This window comes from uncultured Streptococcus sp., assembly GCF_963536705.1.
Classification (GTDB): Bacteria; Bacillota; Bacilli; order Lactobacillales; family Streptococcaceae; genus Streptococcus.
In genome coordinates this window covers 1-15,890 of the sequence record NZ_CAUTAP010000021.1, presented here as the reverse complement: position 1 = coordinate 15,890, position 15,890 = coordinate 1, and the positions used below count along the sequence as shown (strand labels likewise).

The 15,890-nt window shown below is 43.7% G+C and carries 17 protein-coding genes, 1 tRNA gene and 2 rRNA genes; 1 reads left to right on the top strand and 19 read right to left on the bottom strand.

Annotation, left to right across the window (positions count from 1 at the left end; genetic code table 11):
- Nucleotides 1–31: 31 nt before the first annotated feature.
- The 16 genes from RWX26_RS10470 to RWX26_RS10395 all read right to left on the bottom strand — a co-directional run bounded on the left by RWX26_RS10470 (nucleotide 32) and on the right by RWX26_RS10395 (nucleotide 13,572).
- On the bottom strand, nucleotides 32–949 hold the full coding sequence (locus RWX26_RS10470; protein WP_314581530.1) for a TDT family transporter: 918 nt from the start codon (nucleotides 947–949) through the stop codon (nucleotides 32–34).
- A 72-nt stretch (nucleotides 950–1,021) separates the two neighbouring features.
- On the bottom strand, nucleotides 1,022–2,086 hold the full coding sequence (locus RWX26_RS10465) for an acyl-CoA dehydrogenase family protein (protein ID WP_314581529.1): 1,065 nt from the start codon (nucleotides 2,084–2,086) through the stop codon (nucleotides 1,022–1,024).
- An 18-nt stretch (nucleotides 2,087–2,104) separates the two neighbouring features.
- The gene (locus RWX26_RS10460; RefSeq protein ID WP_032911848.1) at nucleotides 2,105–2,653 is read right to left on the bottom strand and encodes a carboxymuconolactone decarboxylase family protein; all 549 of its coding nucleotides are present in this window, start codon (nucleotides 2,651–2,653) and stop codon (nucleotides 2,105–2,107) included.
- A gap of 199 nt (nucleotides 2,654–2,852) precedes the next feature.
- On the bottom strand, nucleotides 2,853–3,623 hold the full coding sequence (locus tag RWX26_RS10455) for an acetyl-CoA carboxylase carboxyl transferase subunit alpha (protein ID WP_002901173.1): 771 nt from the start codon (nucleotides 3,621–3,623) through the stop codon (nucleotides 2,853–2,855).
- Nucleotides 3,620–4,483 (bottom strand): acetyl-CoA carboxylase, carboxyltransferase subunit beta, encoded by an 864-nt coding sequence (gene accD / locus RWX26_RS10450; protein WP_314581525.1) that lies wholly within the window; start codon nucleotides 4,481–4,483, stop codon nucleotides 3,620–3,622. Before accD ends, RWX26_RS10455 begins: the two co-directional genes overlap by 4 nt.
- A 99-nt stretch (nucleotides 4,484–4,582) precedes the next feature.
- Complete coding sequence (locus tag RWX26_RS10445; protein WP_002893598.1) at nucleotides 4,583–5,950, bottom strand: acetyl-CoA carboxylase biotin carboxylase subunit; 1,368 nt, start codon at nucleotides 5,948–5,950, stop codon at nucleotides 4,583–4,585.
- A gap of 18 nt (nucleotides 5,951–5,968) precedes the next feature.
- Nucleotides 5,969–6,391 (bottom strand): 3-hydroxyacyl-ACP dehydratase FabZ, encoded by a 423-nt coding sequence (fabZ, locus tag RWX26_RS10440; RefSeq protein WP_002896886.1) that lies wholly within the window; start codon nucleotides 6,389–6,391, stop codon nucleotides 5,969–5,971.
- A complete protein-coding gene (accB, locus tag RWX26_RS10435; protein ID WP_314581523.1) occupies nucleotides 6,388–6,876 on the bottom strand; it encodes an acetyl-CoA carboxylase biotin carboxyl carrier protein in 489 nt (162 codons plus the stop codon). Before accB ends, fabZ begins: the two co-directional genes overlap by 4 nt.
- 6 nt (nucleotides 6,877–6,882) lie before the next feature.
- Nucleotides 6,883–8,115: a beta-ketoacyl-ACP synthase II gene (gene fabF / locus RWX26_RS10430; RefSeq protein WP_002927619.1), complete on the bottom strand. Its 1,233-nt coding sequence runs from the start codon at nucleotides 8,113–8,115 to the stop codon at nucleotides 6,883–6,885.
- 64 nt (nucleotides 8,116–8,179) lie between these two features.
- Nucleotides 8,180–8,914, bottom strand: coding sequence for a 3-oxoacyl-[acyl-carrier-protein] reductase (gene fabG / locus RWX26_RS10425; protein ID WP_314581521.1), 735 nt, complete (start codon nucleotides 8,912–8,914; stop codon nucleotides 8,180–8,182).
- Nucleotides 8,915–8,926: 12 nt separating this feature from the next.
- Nucleotides 8,927–9,847, bottom strand: coding sequence for an ACP S-malonyltransferase (gene fabD, locus RWX26_RS10420; protein ID WP_125378658.1), 921 nt, complete (start codon nucleotides 9,845–9,847; stop codon nucleotides 8,927–8,929).
- Complete coding sequence (gene fabK / locus RWX26_RS10415) at nucleotides 9,840–10,814, bottom strand: enoyl-[acyl-carrier-protein] reductase FabK (RefSeq protein ID WP_314581519.1); 975 nt, start codon at nucleotides 10,812–10,814, stop codon at nucleotides 9,840–9,842. The genes fabD and fabK overlap by 8 nt, the downstream gene beginning before the upstream one ends.
- Before the next feature lie 136 nt (nucleotides 10,815–10,950).
- The gene (locus RWX26_RS10410; RefSeq protein ID WP_002893611.1) at nucleotides 10,951–11,175 is read right to left on the bottom strand and encodes an acyl carrier protein; all 225 of its coding nucleotides are present in this window, start codon (nucleotides 11,173–11,175) and stop codon (nucleotides 10,951–10,953) included.
- Nucleotides 11,176–11,230: 55 nt separating this feature from the next.
- Entirely contained in the window at nucleotides 11,231–12,205 is a 975-nt protein-coding gene (locus tag RWX26_RS10405) for a beta-ketoacyl-ACP synthase III (protein WP_314581517.1), read from the bottom strand.
- Nucleotides 12,205–12,639 carry a MarR family transcriptional regulator gene (locus RWX26_RS10400; protein ID WP_314581516.1) on the bottom strand — a complete coding sequence of 145 codons (435 nt, stop codon included), beginning with the start codon at nucleotides 12,637–12,639 and terminating at the stop codon, nucleotides 12,205–12,207. The genes RWX26_RS10405 and RWX26_RS10400 overlap by 1 nt, the downstream gene beginning before the upstream one ends.
- 141 nt (nucleotides 12,640–12,780) lie before the next feature.
- Nucleotides 12,781–13,572: an enoyl-CoA hydratase gene (locus RWX26_RS10395; RefSeq protein ID WP_314581515.1), complete on the bottom strand. Its 792-nt coding sequence runs from the start codon at nucleotides 13,570–13,572 to the stop codon at nucleotides 12,781–12,783.
- A 250-nt stretch (nucleotides 13,573–13,822) separates the two neighbouring features.
- Between RWX26_RS10395 and RWX26_RS10390 the strand changes: the two genes are divergently transcribed.
- Nucleotides 13,823–15,187, top strand: coding sequence for an aspartate kinase (locus RWX26_RS10390; RefSeq protein WP_314581512.1), 1,365 nt, complete (start codon nucleotides 13,823–13,825; stop codon nucleotides 15,185–15,187).
- 229 nt (nucleotides 15,188–15,416) lie between these two features.
- Here RWX26_RS10390 and RWX26_RS10385 read toward each other — a convergent pair.
- The 3 genes from RWX26_RS10385 to RWX26_RS10375 form a co-directional block, all read right to left on the bottom strand.
- Nucleotides 15,417–15,490: transfer RNA gene (locus tag RWX26_RS10385), tRNA-Asn, on the bottom strand.
- A 5-nt stretch (nucleotides 15,491–15,495) separates the two neighbouring features.
- Nucleotides 15,496–15,611 (bottom strand): 5S ribosomal RNA (gene rrf / locus RWX26_RS10380).
- A gap of 116 nt (nucleotides 15,612–15,727) precedes the next feature.
- A 23S ribosomal RNA gene (locus RWX26_RS10375) occupies nucleotides 15,728–15,890 on the bottom strand; the annotation flags it as partial.

Below are 15,890 nucleotides of genomic sequence, written 5' to 3'. Positions count from 1 at the left end.
GAGAAAATCAAAAAATGATTTTCAAAGAGTATCATCTCGGATTTTTTGTTATCCTTCTGGTTCGGAATGAGACTATATAGTAAAAACAAACATAGAGGACGATTACGAAAGCTAGCAGAGCTTCAGCATGACTTAGCCAAACAAGCCAGGTCCAACCTAGATAATCAAGTCCTAGTTTCAGGGCAAAAGCTGTATTGACAAGAGGAAAGGTCAAGGCTGACCAGCTAAGCTGAGGCCCCAGTCGGAAAATGCGGGGTAAAAGACATAAAACCAACAGATAAAAGACCTGCGATAAGAGGAGCAGCAAGGCGACAAACCAACCTTCAGCATCAGAACCAGCCAGACGGATATAACTTCCCAGTAGGAGCGAAAAAGGTGCACAGTAAATGGCCCACTGCGGCTTTAAAACATCAGGCAGCCTTTGTGACCGCCTAGCCCTGTAAAATAAGGGATATAGAATCAAACTCAGTAGCAGAGCAAAAAACCAAGCTACATAGCCCAAAAATGGCTGATGAACTACACCCTGAGTCAAGCTTGCCATGGCCAATCCAACATATAGGACCGTCCAGCTCGGGGTCAAAGATAATCCCTCGGCCTTAAGGACATACTTCCAAGTAAAGATAGCTATTAGAAAAATATGCAGCAGCAAGGCTATATACCAAAGAAACTGGCTCACCAAAAATAAGCCAAGCTTGCTTAGGTAAGCAGCTAAGAGCATACTAGCCATAGGATAAGTCGCAAAGCTCGATAAGAAAGGGGCCTTTTGCAAATCTTGCCGATAGTCCGAAAATGACAGCACTAAAGCCAGTGTCAGATAAAGCCAAAGTATCAAAGCTAGACCATTCAAGAAGTGGAAAAAGATAGAATGGTAGTTCAGTAACAGATTACCTAGGCCAAATAGGCCAAGAATCAACCCAGATAAAAGAATGGGCGGTCGTTTGCTGTTCACGAAGCAACTCCTTTATAGTAATGTTTTGAAGTTCCTTTTCAATGACAGTCAAACATTTATTTGCCATCATTTCTATGAAACTTCTAAAATATGCCGCAGCTGGACTGCACTCGGTGAGACAATGGGAAGAAATGCTCCTTCGTTCCAACGACGGATAAAGCCAGAAGTCGAATTACTCAAATATCCTCTGCCTCCACTAGCCTGCAGCTCCAAGAGCAGACTTTGAGCTACCACATCAACTATATCAATTCGCAGCTGGAAGAGCTCCTTAGGACGCTCAACAAAATAGCCAGGCTGGAGAAGTCCTCTATAGAGCTGATCCTGGATTTCAGTCAGAGCAGCCACTTGCTCCTCCCACTCCTCTCTCAAAATGGAGCGAACTGACAGATTGGCCTCGACCTCCGCCAGAGACTTCTCTGCTAAGCCAAGAGCCAAACCAAACTGATAACCTAGAAAAGCTGGGCGATTTTCTGCCAAAAAGTCCTGGGCATCTTGAGCAAGAATCCATTCCTCTTGCAAAGGCACATGGTTAAAGGTCAGGGCAGCTGTATTTCCCCCTTGCAAAGATACAAACTCTAAATCCGCTGAACGGGAGAAATTCTCTGCGTCAGACGGCACAGCCAGAACCAGCGGCTGGCGACTCCCATCTTCGAAACCAGCAACAAATATGCTGAGGAAGCGATCCGCGCGAGCATTGGTTACCCAAGGCAGACGTCCCTTGAGATAAAACTTCCCGTCTTCTTCCACGATAGAGACATTTAACTCTTCTAAGTCCGACAAGAATTTAACAGCATTGGACAGGGCTGTCGCACCTGCATATTTCCCTGACAAGAGCCCTTCCAAATAGTGATCTCTAAAGTAGGGATTAGGAGATTTTAAAATGTTATCAATAAAGGTCCTTTGCCCCCAAGAGATAAAGGAAGCAGTCAAAGAATGGTGAGCCAGCTCCTTGAGCACTTCAATCACATCGGTATCATTGCCACCTCGGCCTCCCAGCTCTTCTGGAACGCCAACCCTAAAGGCTCCTTCAGCGGCGATACGCTCAATCAGTTGGTTACCCGCTGCACAGGATTCTTTGTCAATTTGGTCAGCGTGATCATCCAACCAGTTGATAAACTCTTCTGAAAAAAATGTCATTTGCCACCTCCTCAAAGACTAGGCATAAGGCTGTAATTCCGGATTAATTGGCGTGTTGGCCAGATTATTGGCATAATTACAGAGGGTCGCAAGGCTAACACCTAGAACTACATCCAGTGCATTCTCATGCGTATAGCCTGCTTCTAGGAAGTCTGACAAAGCCTCATCTCCGACCCGTCCCTTAGTATTAATGACAGCAATAGTAAATTTAGCAAGCGTATCTAACTTCGGATCTGTATCAATCGGAGTACGATTGCGCAGAGCCTCCAAAAGATCATCATTCATTTGAATCTGCTTGATTGAAAAAGCTGTATGACCCGCTACACAGAAAGCACAGCCATTAGTAACTGCAGCCGTTATCTGCACTACTTCACGCTCAGTTGGTGTCAGGCTGTTACGGCGATTGATGGCTCCAACCGTCCGATAAGTTTCCAAAGCCGTTGGCGCATTGGCCAAAAGACCGATAAGATTAGGAATATAACCACCGTTATCTTTTTGAACAGTTTCCAGGACTTCTTTTACCTCGGCTGGTGCGGACTCAATCGTGTGGATAGTAAATTCTGACATATGAAACCTCATTTCTTTTAATTAGAAACTATCTTAACATAGGACCAATAGCTTGTATAATATATATTTTATATAAGTCCTATAAAGAGAATATAATGCGATTTTTCAAACTAAAATATATTTCCCTCGTAAGGTAGCTCCACATCAATTTCAAACAAGAATACGAAACGAGAAAAAGAAGCCTTTTGGCTTCGATTTTTTAATATTTCCTGAATCTCTGATAGCGATTTTCCAGTAATTGCTCCAAGGGAAGCTGAGACAGACTATCCAACTCAGCAGCAATTTCTTCTTTCACTGCAGCCAGTAATTCATGATTGTTAAAGCCTCTTTCAGGAATAACCTTATCCACCACTTCCATCTGCAAGAGCTCATGTGAAGTAATTTTCATCAGTTCTGCCGCTTCCATAGCGCGGCTGCCGTCTTTCCAGAGGATAGAAGCAAAACCTTCTGGACTGAGAACTGCATACATAGAGTTTTCCAGCATCCAGACCTTATCCGCTACAGCCAAAGCCAAGGCTCCGCCAGAGCCACCTTCACCAATAATAATGGCAATAATCGGTACTTTGAGATTGCTCATTTCCATCAAGTTACGGGCAATAGCTTCCCCTTGGCCACGCTCCTCAGCACCGACACCAGGATAAGCACCTGCCGTATTAATAAAGGTTACCACAGGACGGCCAAATTTTTCCGCCTGCTTCATGAGACGCAGTGCCTTGCGGTAGCCTTCCGGATGCGGCTGTCCAAAGTTTCGGCGCAAATTATCCTGCAAATTGCGTCCCTTTTGAATACCGACCACCGTTACAGGCTGACCCTTTAGCGTCCCAATACCGCCAATCACTGCACCGTCATCTCGAAAAGAGCGATCCCCATGCAGCTCGACGAAGTTATCAAAAATTCCTTGTGCAAAATCCAGCGCAGTCAAACGAGCCTGATCACGCGCTTCTTTAATAATCCGAGTGATTTTTGTCATGCTTGACCTCCATGGAATGCTAATAAGGTAGCAAGTGTATCTCTCATATCACCACGCTTGACAATGGTATCCACAAAACCATGCTCCATGAGAAATTCAGCCTTTTGAAAATCATCTGGCAGCTTCTCACGAACCGTGGACTCAATAACTCGACGCCCGGCAAATCCAACCAGAGCCTGTGTTTCAGCCAGAATAATATCACCTTCCATAGCGAAAGAGGCTGTGACACCGCCAGTTGTCGGGTCCGTCAAGACGGTCAGATAGAAGAGGCCTGCTGCAGAGTGCCGCTGAACAGCCGCTGAGACCTTAGCCATCTGCATCAAGCTCATAATGCCCTCCTGCATGCGGGCACCACCAGAAGCCGTAAACAGAACGACTGGTAATTTATGTTCTGTCGCATACTCAAAGAGACGGGTAATCTTTTCACCCACAACTGTCCCCATAGAAGCCATGATAAAGTTTGAATCCATGATACCAAGAGCCGTTTTATGCCCCTTAATACTAGCTGTTCCAGTCAGAACCGCCTCATCAAGTCCCGTCTTCTCACGGGTAAGTGCTAATTTCTCCTGATAGTTAGGGAAGTTCAGAGGATCCTTGGTTTCAATTCCAGTGAACATCTCCTCAAAACTATTCTCATCCACAGTTAGATTTAAGCGCTCATGAGCAGAAATACGGAAATTATAGCCACAGTTAGGACACACACTGTCATTTCCAAGATCTTTTTGGTAAATGGTATGCTTACAACCTGGGCATTTCGAAAAGAGTTCGTCTGGTACCTCAGGCTTTGCTTGAGGCTTTTCCCGACTCGCTCGATTAGGATTGATACGGATATATTTATCCTTCTTTGAAAACAAAGCCATCGTTTACGTCTTCTCCTTTTCAAGATTTTATACTCAGGCACATCAAACTGCAAGAGTCACTGTCTTTCGAGTTTGCAGAGCAGCTCTTACATGTCTCATCTATTGTTTCTCTTGATAAGCCGGAAGGAACTTCTCCATGAGAAAAGCTGTGTCATAATCACCAGCAATTACATTGGGATCTGAGATTAAGTCCAATTGGAAGCCGCTATTGGTCACAACACCGTCAATTTCTAATTCATAGAGTGCACGTTGCATCTTCATGAGAGCATCAAAGCGATTTTCCCCGTGAACAATTATCTTCGCAATCATGCTATCGTAATAAGGCGGGATGGTATAGCCAGGATAGACGGCTGAATCCACGCGCAGACCCACTCCACCGCTTGGCAGATAAACATTTGAAATCTTACCAGGACTCGGTGCAAAGTTAAAGGCTGGATTTTCAGCATTAATCCGACACTCAATCGCATGCCCTCGGATTTCAACATCATCCTGACTGAAGGACAGCTCCTGACCGTTTGCTATCTTAATCTGCTCTTTTACAATATCCACACCGGTAACAAACTCGGTGACTGGATGCTCAACCTGCACCCGAGTGTTCATCTCCATAAAGTAGAATTCGCCCTTGGCTTCATCAAGCAGAAACTCAATCGTTCCAGCATTTTCATAGCCGACGGACTGAGCAGCCCGAACAGCTGCTTCACCAATCTGCTGACGCAGGGTTTTCCCAATTGCCACAGATGGACTTTCTTCAAGCACCTTCTGATTATTACGTTGCAAAGAGCAATCCCGCTCGCCCAAGTGAACCACATGCCCCTGCTGATCTGCCAAGATCTGCACTTCAATATGGCGCGCTGGATAGATGACTCGCTCCATATACATGGCACCATTCCCAAAGGCCGCTTTGGCTTCGCTAGAAGCAGACTCAAAGGCAGCTACTAAATCCTCAGCCTTTTCAACCTTACGAATGCCCTTGCCGCCGCCGCCAGCAGAAGCTTTAAGCATGACTGGATAACCAATCTTTTCTGCGACTTCCAAGGCTTCTTCAGAGGTATGAACTTCTCCATCAGAACCTGGGATAACCGGCACTTTCGCCTTAATCATCTGAGCCCGAGCATTAATCTTGTCCCCCATCATGTCCATAACAGCACCTGAAGGCCCAATAAACTTAATGCCGACTTCTTCGCACATGGTCGCAAATTTAGAGTTTTCACTCAAAAAACCAAACCCAGGATGAATGGCTTCTGCACCTGTCAGAACAGCAGCAGACAAAACTGCATTCATATTTAGATAAGAATCAGTGGACTTGGCTGGGCCGATGCAGACGGCCTCATCAGCCAGTAAGGTATGGAGTGCTTCCTTGTCAGCCGTTGAATAAACAGCTACCGTATCAATTCCCAACTCGCGAGCTGCACGAATAATTCTGACCGCAATTTCCCCACGGTTAGCAATTAAAATTTTACGAAACATGGTGAAAGCTCCTTTTATCTACTGGCCAATCGCAAAGGTCAAGGTACCGCTGGCTGCAAGTTTTCCATCAACTTCTGCTTTCGCCTCTACAACCGCAATGGTTCCGCGGCGCTTGACAAACTTAGCTGTCATAATCAGCTGGTCACCTGGTACAACTTGCTTTTTGAACTTGACCTTGTCCATGCCAGCATAGAAGACCAGTTTGCCCTTATTTTCTTCTTTGGACAATTCCAACACGCCGGCTGTTTGAGCCAGAGCTTCCATGATTAAGACACCTGGCATAACAGGATATTGAGGAAAATGTCCGTTAAAGAAAGGCTCATTGACTGTCACATTTTTCAGAGCGACAATCTCATCTTCGCTAACTTCCAAAACACGATCCACTAAAAGCATTGGGTAACGGTGCGGAAGTGCTTCTTTTATTGCATTGATATCAATCATTTGATGCGTACCAGCCCTTTCCCAAATTCAACCATTTCTTCATTCTGAACTAGAATTTCTGTAACCAGGCCATCTTTAGGTGCTGGAACTTCATTCATGACCTTCATTGCTTCAATAATCATAAGGGTTTGACCTTTTTTAACTTGGTCTCCAACAGATACAAACGGCGGCTTGTCTGGACCAGCTGCTAAGTAAGCCACACCAACCAAAGGGCTTTCCAAAACATCACCTTCAGCAGCAGGTGCCGGAGCTTCTGAAGCTGTTTCTGGCTCTGCAGACGGAGCTGCTTGAGGAGTTGGCTCAATCACAGGCGCACTCGCAGCCTGCAAAGGTGCAGCAATTGGAGCTGAACTTGCTGTTGGAACTGCAGCCTGACCTTCATTCTTACTAAAAGTCAGCTCATCGCTCTGATTTTTGTAAGAAAACTCACGCAGACTAGACTGGTCAAACTGCGCCATTAAATCTTTAATTTCGTTGATATTCATAGGTTTTTAAGCCTCCCAGCGTTTAAAGGCAAGAACTGCATTGTGGCCGCCAAAGCCAAATGTATTGGAAATCGCATAAGGGATTTCCTGTTCCTTACCTTGACCGTAAATAACGTTGGCTTCAATATAGTCTGGCAGCTCTGTTGTACCAGCTGTTTTTGGCACATAGCTATGACGCATTGCTTCAATCGTCGCAATAGCCTCAACCGCGCCCGCTGCACCGAGCAGATGTCCTGTAAAGGATTTAGTAGAGGACACCGCTACATCTTTACCAAAGACAGAAACAATGGCTCCGCTTTCGCCTTTTTCGTTAGCGGGGGTTGATGTGCCGTGAGCATTAACATAAGCTACATCTTTCGGCTCAATTTCAGCTTCTTCAACTGCCTGTTTGATCGCCTTGATAGCACCCAAACCTTCTGGATGCGGAGAAGTCATATGGTAAGCGTCACAAGTGTGGCCGTATCCTACCACCTCAGCCAGGATAGTAGCTCCGCGTTTCTCAGCATGTTCCAAACTTTCCAGAACCAGCATACCAGAACCTTCACCCATGACAAAACCATTGCGATCCTTGTCAAAAGGAATAGAAGCACGCTTAGGATCTTCTGTCGTAGAAAGAGCAGTCAGAGCTTGGAAACCAGCAATCGCAAATGGTGTAATAGAAGCTTCTGAACCACCAACCAGCATCACATCTTGATAACCGAATTTAATCGAGCGGAAAGCTTCACCAATCGCATCGTTAGCTGAGGCACAAGCTGTATTGACAGACTTACAGATACCATTGGCTCCAAAGCGCATCGCTACATTTCCTGCCCCCATATTTGGCAGAGCTTTTGGCAAAGTCAAAGGTTTGATACGTTTAGGACCTTTTTCATGCAAGCGAACAACCTGCTCTTCAATTTCCTGAATCCCACCGATACCTGAAGCCACAATGACACCAAAGCGATCCTTATCCAACGCATCTACATCTAAGTGAGCATTGTTGACCGCTTCCTGAGAGGCATAAAGCGCATAAAGAGTGTAATTATCATAACGGTTGGTATCCTTTTTGACAAAATACTTATCAAATGGAAAATCCTGAATTTCCGCCGCATTGTGAACACTGTATTCACTATGATCAAATTTAGTAATTGGACCGATTCCAATATTGCCTTCTTTTAAATTATTCCAGAATTCTTCTGGAGTATTCCCGATAGGTGAAGTTAAACCGTATCCTGTTACAACAACTCGATTAAGTTTCATATTGAGCTCCTTTATTTAGATGAATCAACTGATTTTCTACTCGTTAATATTCAAAAACTGTGACTTACTGCATAGTAAAGCCGCCATCAATCGTGATGACTTGACCCGTCAGATATTCTTGACCCGCCAAGAAGAGAGCAACATCTGCTACTTCTTCCGGAGTACCAAAACGCTTCATCGGAATGAGCGCCAGAGACGCCGCCTTTACTTTTTCTGGGAGCACATCTGTCATATCAGATGCGATAAAGCCAGGGGCAATGCAGTTCACACGGATATTACGCGCTGCCACTTCACGGGCTACTGACTTAGAAAAACCAATCAGACCGGCCTTGGAAGCTGCATAGTTTGCCTGACCGATATTTCCAGCTAAACCAACGACACTCGATAGGTTGATAATAGCACCCTGACGAGCTTTTGTCATCGGTTTCAGGACTGATTGTGTCATATTGAATGTTCCAGTCAAGTTCACTTTCAGCACCTGCTCAAAATCTTCTTCCGTCATTTTCAGCATGAGCTTATCACGGGTAATACCAGCATTATTGACCAATACATCAACAGACCCCAGAGCCGCAACAGCTTCTTCCACTATCCGCTGAGCATCCGCAGATTTAGACACATCCCCAATAACAGCTACGACTTTACCAGAATAGCCGGCAAATTCAGTCAAAATATCATCAGAAATCCCGCTTAGTCCGTTTAAGATAACATTGGCTCCGACACTGGCAAATTTATGCGCAATTGCCAGCCCAATCCCACGAGCGGACCCTGTAATTAACACATTCTTGTTTTGTAATTCCATGATGATTCCTCATTATTTTTCTAGAAGAGCATTCAAACTTTCTACATCTTCAACTTGGCGTACATCCGCAGATTTATCAATTTTCTTAATAAAGCCAGATAGGACTTTGCCAGGACCGATTTCGATAAATTCAGTCACACCAACTTCCTGCATTATAGCAATGCTGTCATAAAAGCGCACTGGCTCCATTACCTGACGAGTCAAAAGCTCTTTGACTCGTTCTTTTTCCATCACAGTTGCTTCAGTATTTCCGACTAATGGCCGTACAAAATCTGAAAACTCAACTGTTTCCAAGACTTCTGCCAATCGTTCGCTGGCTGGCTTTAAAAGCGCCGTATGGAAAGGTCCGGATACATTGAGCGGGATTAAGCGCTTGACACCAGCATCTTTCAAAAGCTCTACAGCCTTATCTACCGCTGCGACTTCACCGCCAATAACAATCTGACTAGGCGTATTATAGTTAGCTGGTGAGACTACACCAATAGCGCTTGCTTCTTGACAGACCTCTTCAATAAGAGAAACCTCAGCATTTAAAACAGCGACCATTTTCCCAGAGCCAGCTGGAGCAGCCTCTTCCATGAAGCTACCGCGCTTAGCAACTAAGGCCACTGCAGTCTTAAAATCAAGGGCGCCCGCAGCCACCAAAGCAGAATATTCTCCAAGCGAGAGACCTGCTACCATATCAGGCTCGATTCCCTTATCAGCCAAGAGGCGATAAATAGCTACTGAAGTTGTTAAAATAGCCGGTTGCGTGTAGCGAGTTTGATTGAGCTTTTCTTCATCTTGATCGATCAAAGCTCGGACATCATAGCCTAGAACTTGGCTAGCTTCATCAAAAGTTGACCGCACAAGCTCATACTGATCATAAAGCTCACGCCCCATTCCAAGGTACTGCGCTCCCTGACCGGCGAAGAGAAAGGCTCTTTTAGTCATTTCTAGTTACTCCTGTCCAACGTTTAGCTTCCTGCTGAATTTTCTCAGCAGCACCATAGTAGATATCTTTGAGGATTTCTTCGACTGTCTCTTCCTTACTGATTAAACCAGCAATTTGACCAGACATAACGGAACCATTTTCCACATCTCCGCGAACAACCGCATTGGCCAAAGCACCAGCTCCAAGATTTTCAAAAACAGTCAAATCTGGATTTTCTTGCTTGAAGGCTTCTTTTTCTGCCTTTTCGAAATCACGCGTCAGCTTATTCTTGATAGCACGAACCGCATGACCGAAATGCTGGGCAGAGATAGTCGTATCAATATCGCGAGCCTTCAAAATCATGTTCTTATAGTTCTGATGAGCATTGGATTCCTTAGCAACGACAAAGCGAGTTCCGACCTGAACGGCCTCCGCTCCCAGCATAAAGCCAGCTGCAGCACCAGAACCATCTGCAATACCACCTGCAGCAATCACCGGAATGCTGACTGCTTCTGCAACCTGACGAACCAAGGACATGGTAGTCAATTTCCCGATGTGGCCACCGGCTTCCATACCTTCTGCAATGACTGCATCCGCACCGATTTTTTCCATCCGCTTAGCCAAGGCCACACTTGGCACAACAGGGATAACTGTAATTCCCGCTTCATGGAAACGAGCCATGTGCTTGCTTGGGTTCCCCGCACCAGTTGTTACTACTTTTACTCCCTCTTCAATGACGAGATCAACAATGTCGTCCGCAAAAGGAGACAGCAGCATGATATTAACACCGAAAGGACGGTCCGTCAAAGACTTAATCTTGTCAATATTTGCCTTTACCACTTCCTTGGGTGCATTTCCGCCACCGATGATACCAAGACCGCCAGCTTTTGAAACTGCCCCAGCCAAGTCGCCGTCAGCAACCCAGGCCATCCCGCCTTGGAAAATAGGATAATCAATGTTCAATAATTCTGTAATACGTGTTTGCATAATACCTTCCTTTTATCATTGCTTAAGTAATAGCTTGATTTCAAACTACCACACGCTAGATGTATTTTCTTTACTTTGACAGTCAAACTATTACCTAAACAAGAGAGAATATCTTTCGATACTCTCAGTTACTTGCTTATTTAGTTTTTTCTTCTACATAAGCAACCAAATCACCAACTGTGTTCAAGCCTTCTTCAGTTTCGATTTGGATGTCAAATGCATCTTCAATTTCTGAAATCACTTGGAATAAGTCCAATGAATCTGCTTCAAGATCATCAAAAGTTGACTCAAGAGTAACTTCTGATGGCTCTTTGCCAAGTTCTTCAACGATAATTTCTTGTACTTTTTCAAATACTGCCATGGATAGACTCCTTTAAAAATAAAATATTTTTTATCATGTGTTTCCACTTGATTAACTAAATTGTAACAATAAGCGTGCCCCATGTCAAACCTCCACCAAAACCTGACATCAAAATTGTCTGATTTCCGTTCAGTTTGATTAGTCCTTGCTCCACACACTCAGATAATAAAATCGGGATGCTAGCAGCGCTAGTATTGCCATATTCCATCATATTGGCTGGAAGTTTCTCCCGCGCAACACCAAGCTTCTTAGCCATTTTATCCAAAATACGGATATTGGCCTGATGTAGCAACAGAAAATCCAAATCTTCCGCTGAAAGCTGACTGCTTTCAATGGTTTCCCTGATAGAACGAGCAACATCACGAATAGCAAAGTCGAAAATAGCTCTACCGTCCATTGTCAGATAAGGCTGATTCTCACCCTTTTCAGAAAAAGGTGAAGACAAACCGATTTTTCCGCAGGTCAGACTATCTCCGCGAGATCCGTCCGTAAACTGACTTTCTGCCAAAAAATGCTGTTCTGAAGCACTTTCCAACAGGACACCGCCAGCTCCATCTCCAAAGAGAACCGCTGTTGAACGATCCGACCAATCTACCGTCTTAGAAAGGGTCTCACTACCTATGATTAGACCTTTTTGATAACGGCCAGAAGAAATTAATTTTTCTCCAGTTGATAAGGCGAAGATAAAGCCACTGCAGGCCGCCGTCAGATCAAAGGCAAATGCATTCTTGGCTCCAATATTGGCCTGTACTCTCGCAGCCGTTGAAGGCATTAAAGAATCCGGCGTAATGGTAGCAACAATGATAAAATCTAGGTCTTGAGCAGAAATTCCCGACTTTTGCAGCAAATTCTCTGCTACTTTTGTCGCTAAATCACTGGTCGTTTCATCTGACGATAAATGGCGTTTTTTAATCCCAGTTCGACTTGAAATCCACTCATCACTGGTATCCATAATCTCTGCTAGATCATCATTACTGACAACCTGACGGGGAGCATAATGAGCCGCTTGGCTAATCTTAGCATAGTTCATTATTTCAAATCCTCTAGGAAACTATATAAATTTTGCAGGCCCTTTTGCATCACTTGTCTCTCATCTGGACTCATCCCATCCACTACCTGCATGACCATGCGGTTGTGGAATCGCTTGTGAAGACGATACAAAAGCCGCCCATTCTTTGTCAAATTCAGATGCACCACACGACGGTCAACTTCCGACCGACGCCGCTCAATATAACCCTTACGTTCCAGATTATTCAAACTAGTCGTAACAGTCCCCAAGGTAACCATCAATTCTCGTGATATATCACTTGGAGTAGCATTTGGGGTTGTGCCGATGACATCTATCGTATGCATTTCCTTAATGGAGACGTCGTTGAAACGACTGCTTCTTAGGCTCGATTCTTCAATAACCAAGACATTATTGAAAATAGACGTTAAGTAATCATTTACTAACTGAAAATTCAAAACCAACCCTCCTTAAGAAAATACTTTGACAATCAAATTTTATCAGATAGAAAAGTAATTTGCAAGCTTTTTTGAAAATCAATTTGATTTTCAAATATTTTTGTAAACAACTCACAAATTAAGCAAACTTGAACCACTACATTATTTACCAGTAAAGTTTGGACGACGTTTCTCAGAGTAAGCCCGAACCCCTTCTTTAAAATCTTCTGTAAAAGCCAGCGATTTCTGTAGTTCCAACTCTAGCTCAGCATACTCAGACCAGCCGCTGAACAGACTCTTCCAGATCATTTCTTTCATAGCTCTGTAAGAATTTAGAGAGCCACGTTTCAGCTTCTTCAGCAACTGTTCCGTTGTTTTTTCCAATTTCTCTGCTTCACAGACTTTATAAAGCAAGCCGTAATCCAGAGCTTTCTCTGCAGTCAGAGCTTCCCCAGTCATAACAAGATGGGTAGCACGAGTCACCCCGATAGCACGAGTCAGTAAGAATAGACCACCAGCATCTGGCGCCAGACCAACACCGACAAAGGCCTGAATGAAACGGGATTTTTCAGTGGCAATACAGAAATCTGCTGCAACGACCATGTTAGCAGCCGCACCAGCAACAGGGCCATCGACACTCATGATAACTGGCTTAGGAAGACGTTTCATAGCAAAGGAAATATCATTCACCAGTTCGGCAATTTTCACCAAGGATTGGACATCATCATCACTGACGGCTCTCTGCATCTCAGCCAAATCCCCACCCACTGAAAAAACCTTACCATTCGCATTGATAACCAAAAATTTGACAGAGTCATCCTTAGCAGCAAGTTCAATAGCCTCTAAAATTTCCTCGCACATAGGAATATTAAAGCCATTTGAAACTTCAGGACGATTGAAAGTAATCGTTGCTAGCTCATCTGCTACATGATAGAGAATTCCATTAAATGTCATTTCAGCTCCATTCCCGACCCGATTTCAAATCAGCCGTTTTGTTTTATTATTAAATAATTTGATATTCAAATTATACACAACTTATATTTTATCATAAAATATAAAAGAAAGGAAATAAAAAATGGGAAAAATTAGATGGTCTTCAAATTTGAAGTGTAAAAGTAGTAATTTGGATAAAAATAGTATAAAAACCGCGTTTGAATAATTTTCAGAATTTTGTTATAATTTTTAAAATAAGATAGGAGAACCTATGAAAGTTGTAAAATTTGGCGGAAGTTCACTGGCTTCTGCGACTCAATTAGAAAAAGTTTTGAATATCGTCAAATCTGATCCTGAACGTCGATTTGTTGTAGTATCAGCGCCAGGAAAACGCCATGATGACGATATCAAAGTAACCGATGCCCTGATTAAATATTACCGAGAGTATATTGCAGGAAATGATGTCACACCAAACCAACAGTGGATTATCAATCGCTATGCAGATATGGTGGCAGAACTTGGTTTGAAACCAAAAGTTCTGGAGAAAATTTCCAAAAGCATCACAAGCCTTGCTACTTTGCCAATTGAAGATAATGCATTTCTTTATGATACTTTTCTTGCTGCAGGAGAAAACAACAATGCCAAATTAATTGCAGCTTATTTCAGTCAAAATGGCGTTCCAGCTAGCTACGTACATCCAAGAGAAGCAGGACTCGTCGTTTCCAGTGAACCTGGCAATGCAAGAATTCTTCCTTCCAGCTATGATAAGATTGAAGAACTCAACAATTCTGATGAAGTTCTAGTTATTCCTGGTTTCTTTGGTGTAACTCAAGATGGACAAATCTGCACTTTCTCTCGCGGGGGTTCTGATATTACGGGCTCTATCATTGCTGCGGGAGTCAAAGCAGATGTTTATGAAAACTTTACTGATGTTGACGGAATCTTTGCTGCCCATCCCGGCATTGTACACAAACCGCATTCCATTCCCGAGCTAACCTATCGGGAAATGCGTGAATTGGCCTACGCTGGCTTTACCGTTCTCCATGATGAAGCTCTGCTTCCAGCATACCGCGGCAAAATCCCGCTGGTTATTAAAAATACCAACAATCCAGAACATCCAGGTACTCAAATTGTCCATAAACACAGTAAGGACCACCTCCCGGTCGTTGGAATTGCTGGAGATGCTGGCTTTGTCAGCATTAACATGTCCAAGTACCTGATGAATAGAGAAATCGGCTTTGGTAGACGCGTCCTTCAAATTCTCGAAGACCTGAATATTGGTTGGGAGCACATGCCTACAGGAATTGATGACCTTTCCATTATCTTGCGCGAGCGCGAATTAACTCCTATCAAAGAGGAAGAGATCCTTCGCCAGCTTGTTCAAAAAGCAGAGGTTGATCATGCAGAAATCGAACACGACCTTTCCATTATTATGATTGTTGGCGAAAAAATGAAGAGTCATATCGGGGTTACAGCCACTGCAACCAAAGCTCTTTCGGAAAACAACATCAACATTCAAATGATGTCCCAAGGCTCAAGCGAAGTATCCATCATGTTTGTTGTTGAAAAAAATCAAGAAAAAGCTGCCATTCGCGCGCTTTACCGAGCTTTCTTTGAACCCCAAACTCTGGAGTAAGACCAGACCTAGAAACCATTTTTATCAAACAAACTCTAATCAAAAAAGCAGAAACTAGTCTCAGACTAACTTCTGCTTTTTTCATTCAACTATAAAGAATACAAAGTCAAACTTTAGAATACACTAAGTACTAATAGAAGTTTCATAGCTCATCAATAAGATTATAGAATACCTTGTCTCCAGTATATCCTATCACTAAAAATAAAAAGAGGTAAAAACCTCTTTGAAACTCCGCCAGTAGGACTCGAACCTACGACATCATGATTAACAGTCATGCGCTACTACCAACTGAGCTATGGCGGATAACTGCTAAGCGACTACCATATCTCACAGGGGGCAACCCCCAACTACTTCCGGCGTTCTAGGGCTTAACTGCTGTGTTCGGCATGGGTACAGGTGTATCTCCTAGGCTATCGTCACTTAACTATTGAATTAACTGTCCTGTCCTCTCAGACAAGCCTTGTCAACTCAAAATTGAATACAATATCAAATCTAACATTTCTCTAAACCATTCGCTGCACTCTGATGAATTTCTTATTCTAGGATAAGTCCTCGAGCGATTAGTATTAGTCCGCTCCATGTGTCACCACACTTCCACTTCTAACCTATCAACCTGATCTTCTCTCAGGGCTCTTACTAACTTGCGTTATGGGAAATCTCATCTTGAGGTGGGTTTCACACTTAGATGCTTTCAGCGTTTATC

Coding starts and splice junctions, on each gene's coding strand:
- RWX26_RS10465 (WP_314581529.1), bottom strand. CDS start 2,086: ATGACATTTTTTTCAGAAGAGTTTATCAACTGGTTGGATGATCACGCT.
- RWX26_RS10460 (WP_032911848.1), bottom strand. CDS start 2,653: ATGTCAGAATTTACTATCCACACGATTGAGTCCGCACCAGCCGAGGTA.
- RWX26_RS10455 (WP_002901173.1), bottom strand. CDS start 3,623: ATGACAAAAATCACTCGGATTATTAAAGAAGCGCGTGATCAGGCTCGT.
- accD (WP_314581525.1), bottom strand. CDS start 4,483: ATGGCTTTGTTTTCAAAGAAGGATAAATATATCCGTATCAATCCTAAT.
- RWX26_RS10445 (WP_002893598.1), bottom strand. CDS start 5,950: ATGTTTCGTAAAATTTTAATTGCTAACCGTGGGGAAATTGCGGTCAGA.
- fabZ (WP_002896886.1), bottom strand. CDS start 6,391: ATGATTGATATCAATGCAATAAAAGAAGCACTTCCGCACCGTTACCCA.
- accB (WP_314581523.1), bottom strand. CDS start 6,876: ATGAATATCAACGAAATTAAAGATTTAATGGCGCAGTTTGACCAGTCT.
- fabF (WP_002927619.1), bottom strand. CDS start 8,115: ATGAAACTTAATCGAGTTGTTGTAACAGGATACGGTTTAACTTCACCT.
- fabG (WP_314581521.1), bottom strand. CDS start 8,914: ATGGAATTACAAAACAAGAATGTGTTAATTACAGGGTCCGCTCGTGGG.
- fabD (WP_125378658.1), bottom strand. CDS start 9,847: ATGACTAAAAGAGCCTTTCTCTTCGCCGGTCAGGGAGCGCAGTACCTT.
- fabK (WP_314581519.1), bottom strand. CDS start 10,814: ATGCAAACACGTATTACAGAATTATTGAACATTGATTATCCTATTTTC.
- RWX26_RS10410 (WP_002893611.1), bottom strand. CDS start 11,175: ATGGCAGTATTTGAAAAAGTACAAGAAATTATCGTTGAAGAACTTGGC.
- RWX26_RS10405 (WP_314581517.1), bottom strand. CDS start 12,205: ATGAACTATGCTAAGATTAGCCAAGCGGCTCATTATGCTCCCCGTCAG.
- RWX26_RS10395 (WP_314581515.1), bottom strand. CDS start 13,572: ATGACATTTAATGGAATTCTCTATCATGTAGCAGATGAGCTAGCAACG.
- RWX26_RS10390 (WP_314581512.1), top strand. CDS start 13,823: ATGAAAGTTGTAAAATTTGGCGGAAGTTCACTGGCTTCTGCGACTCAA.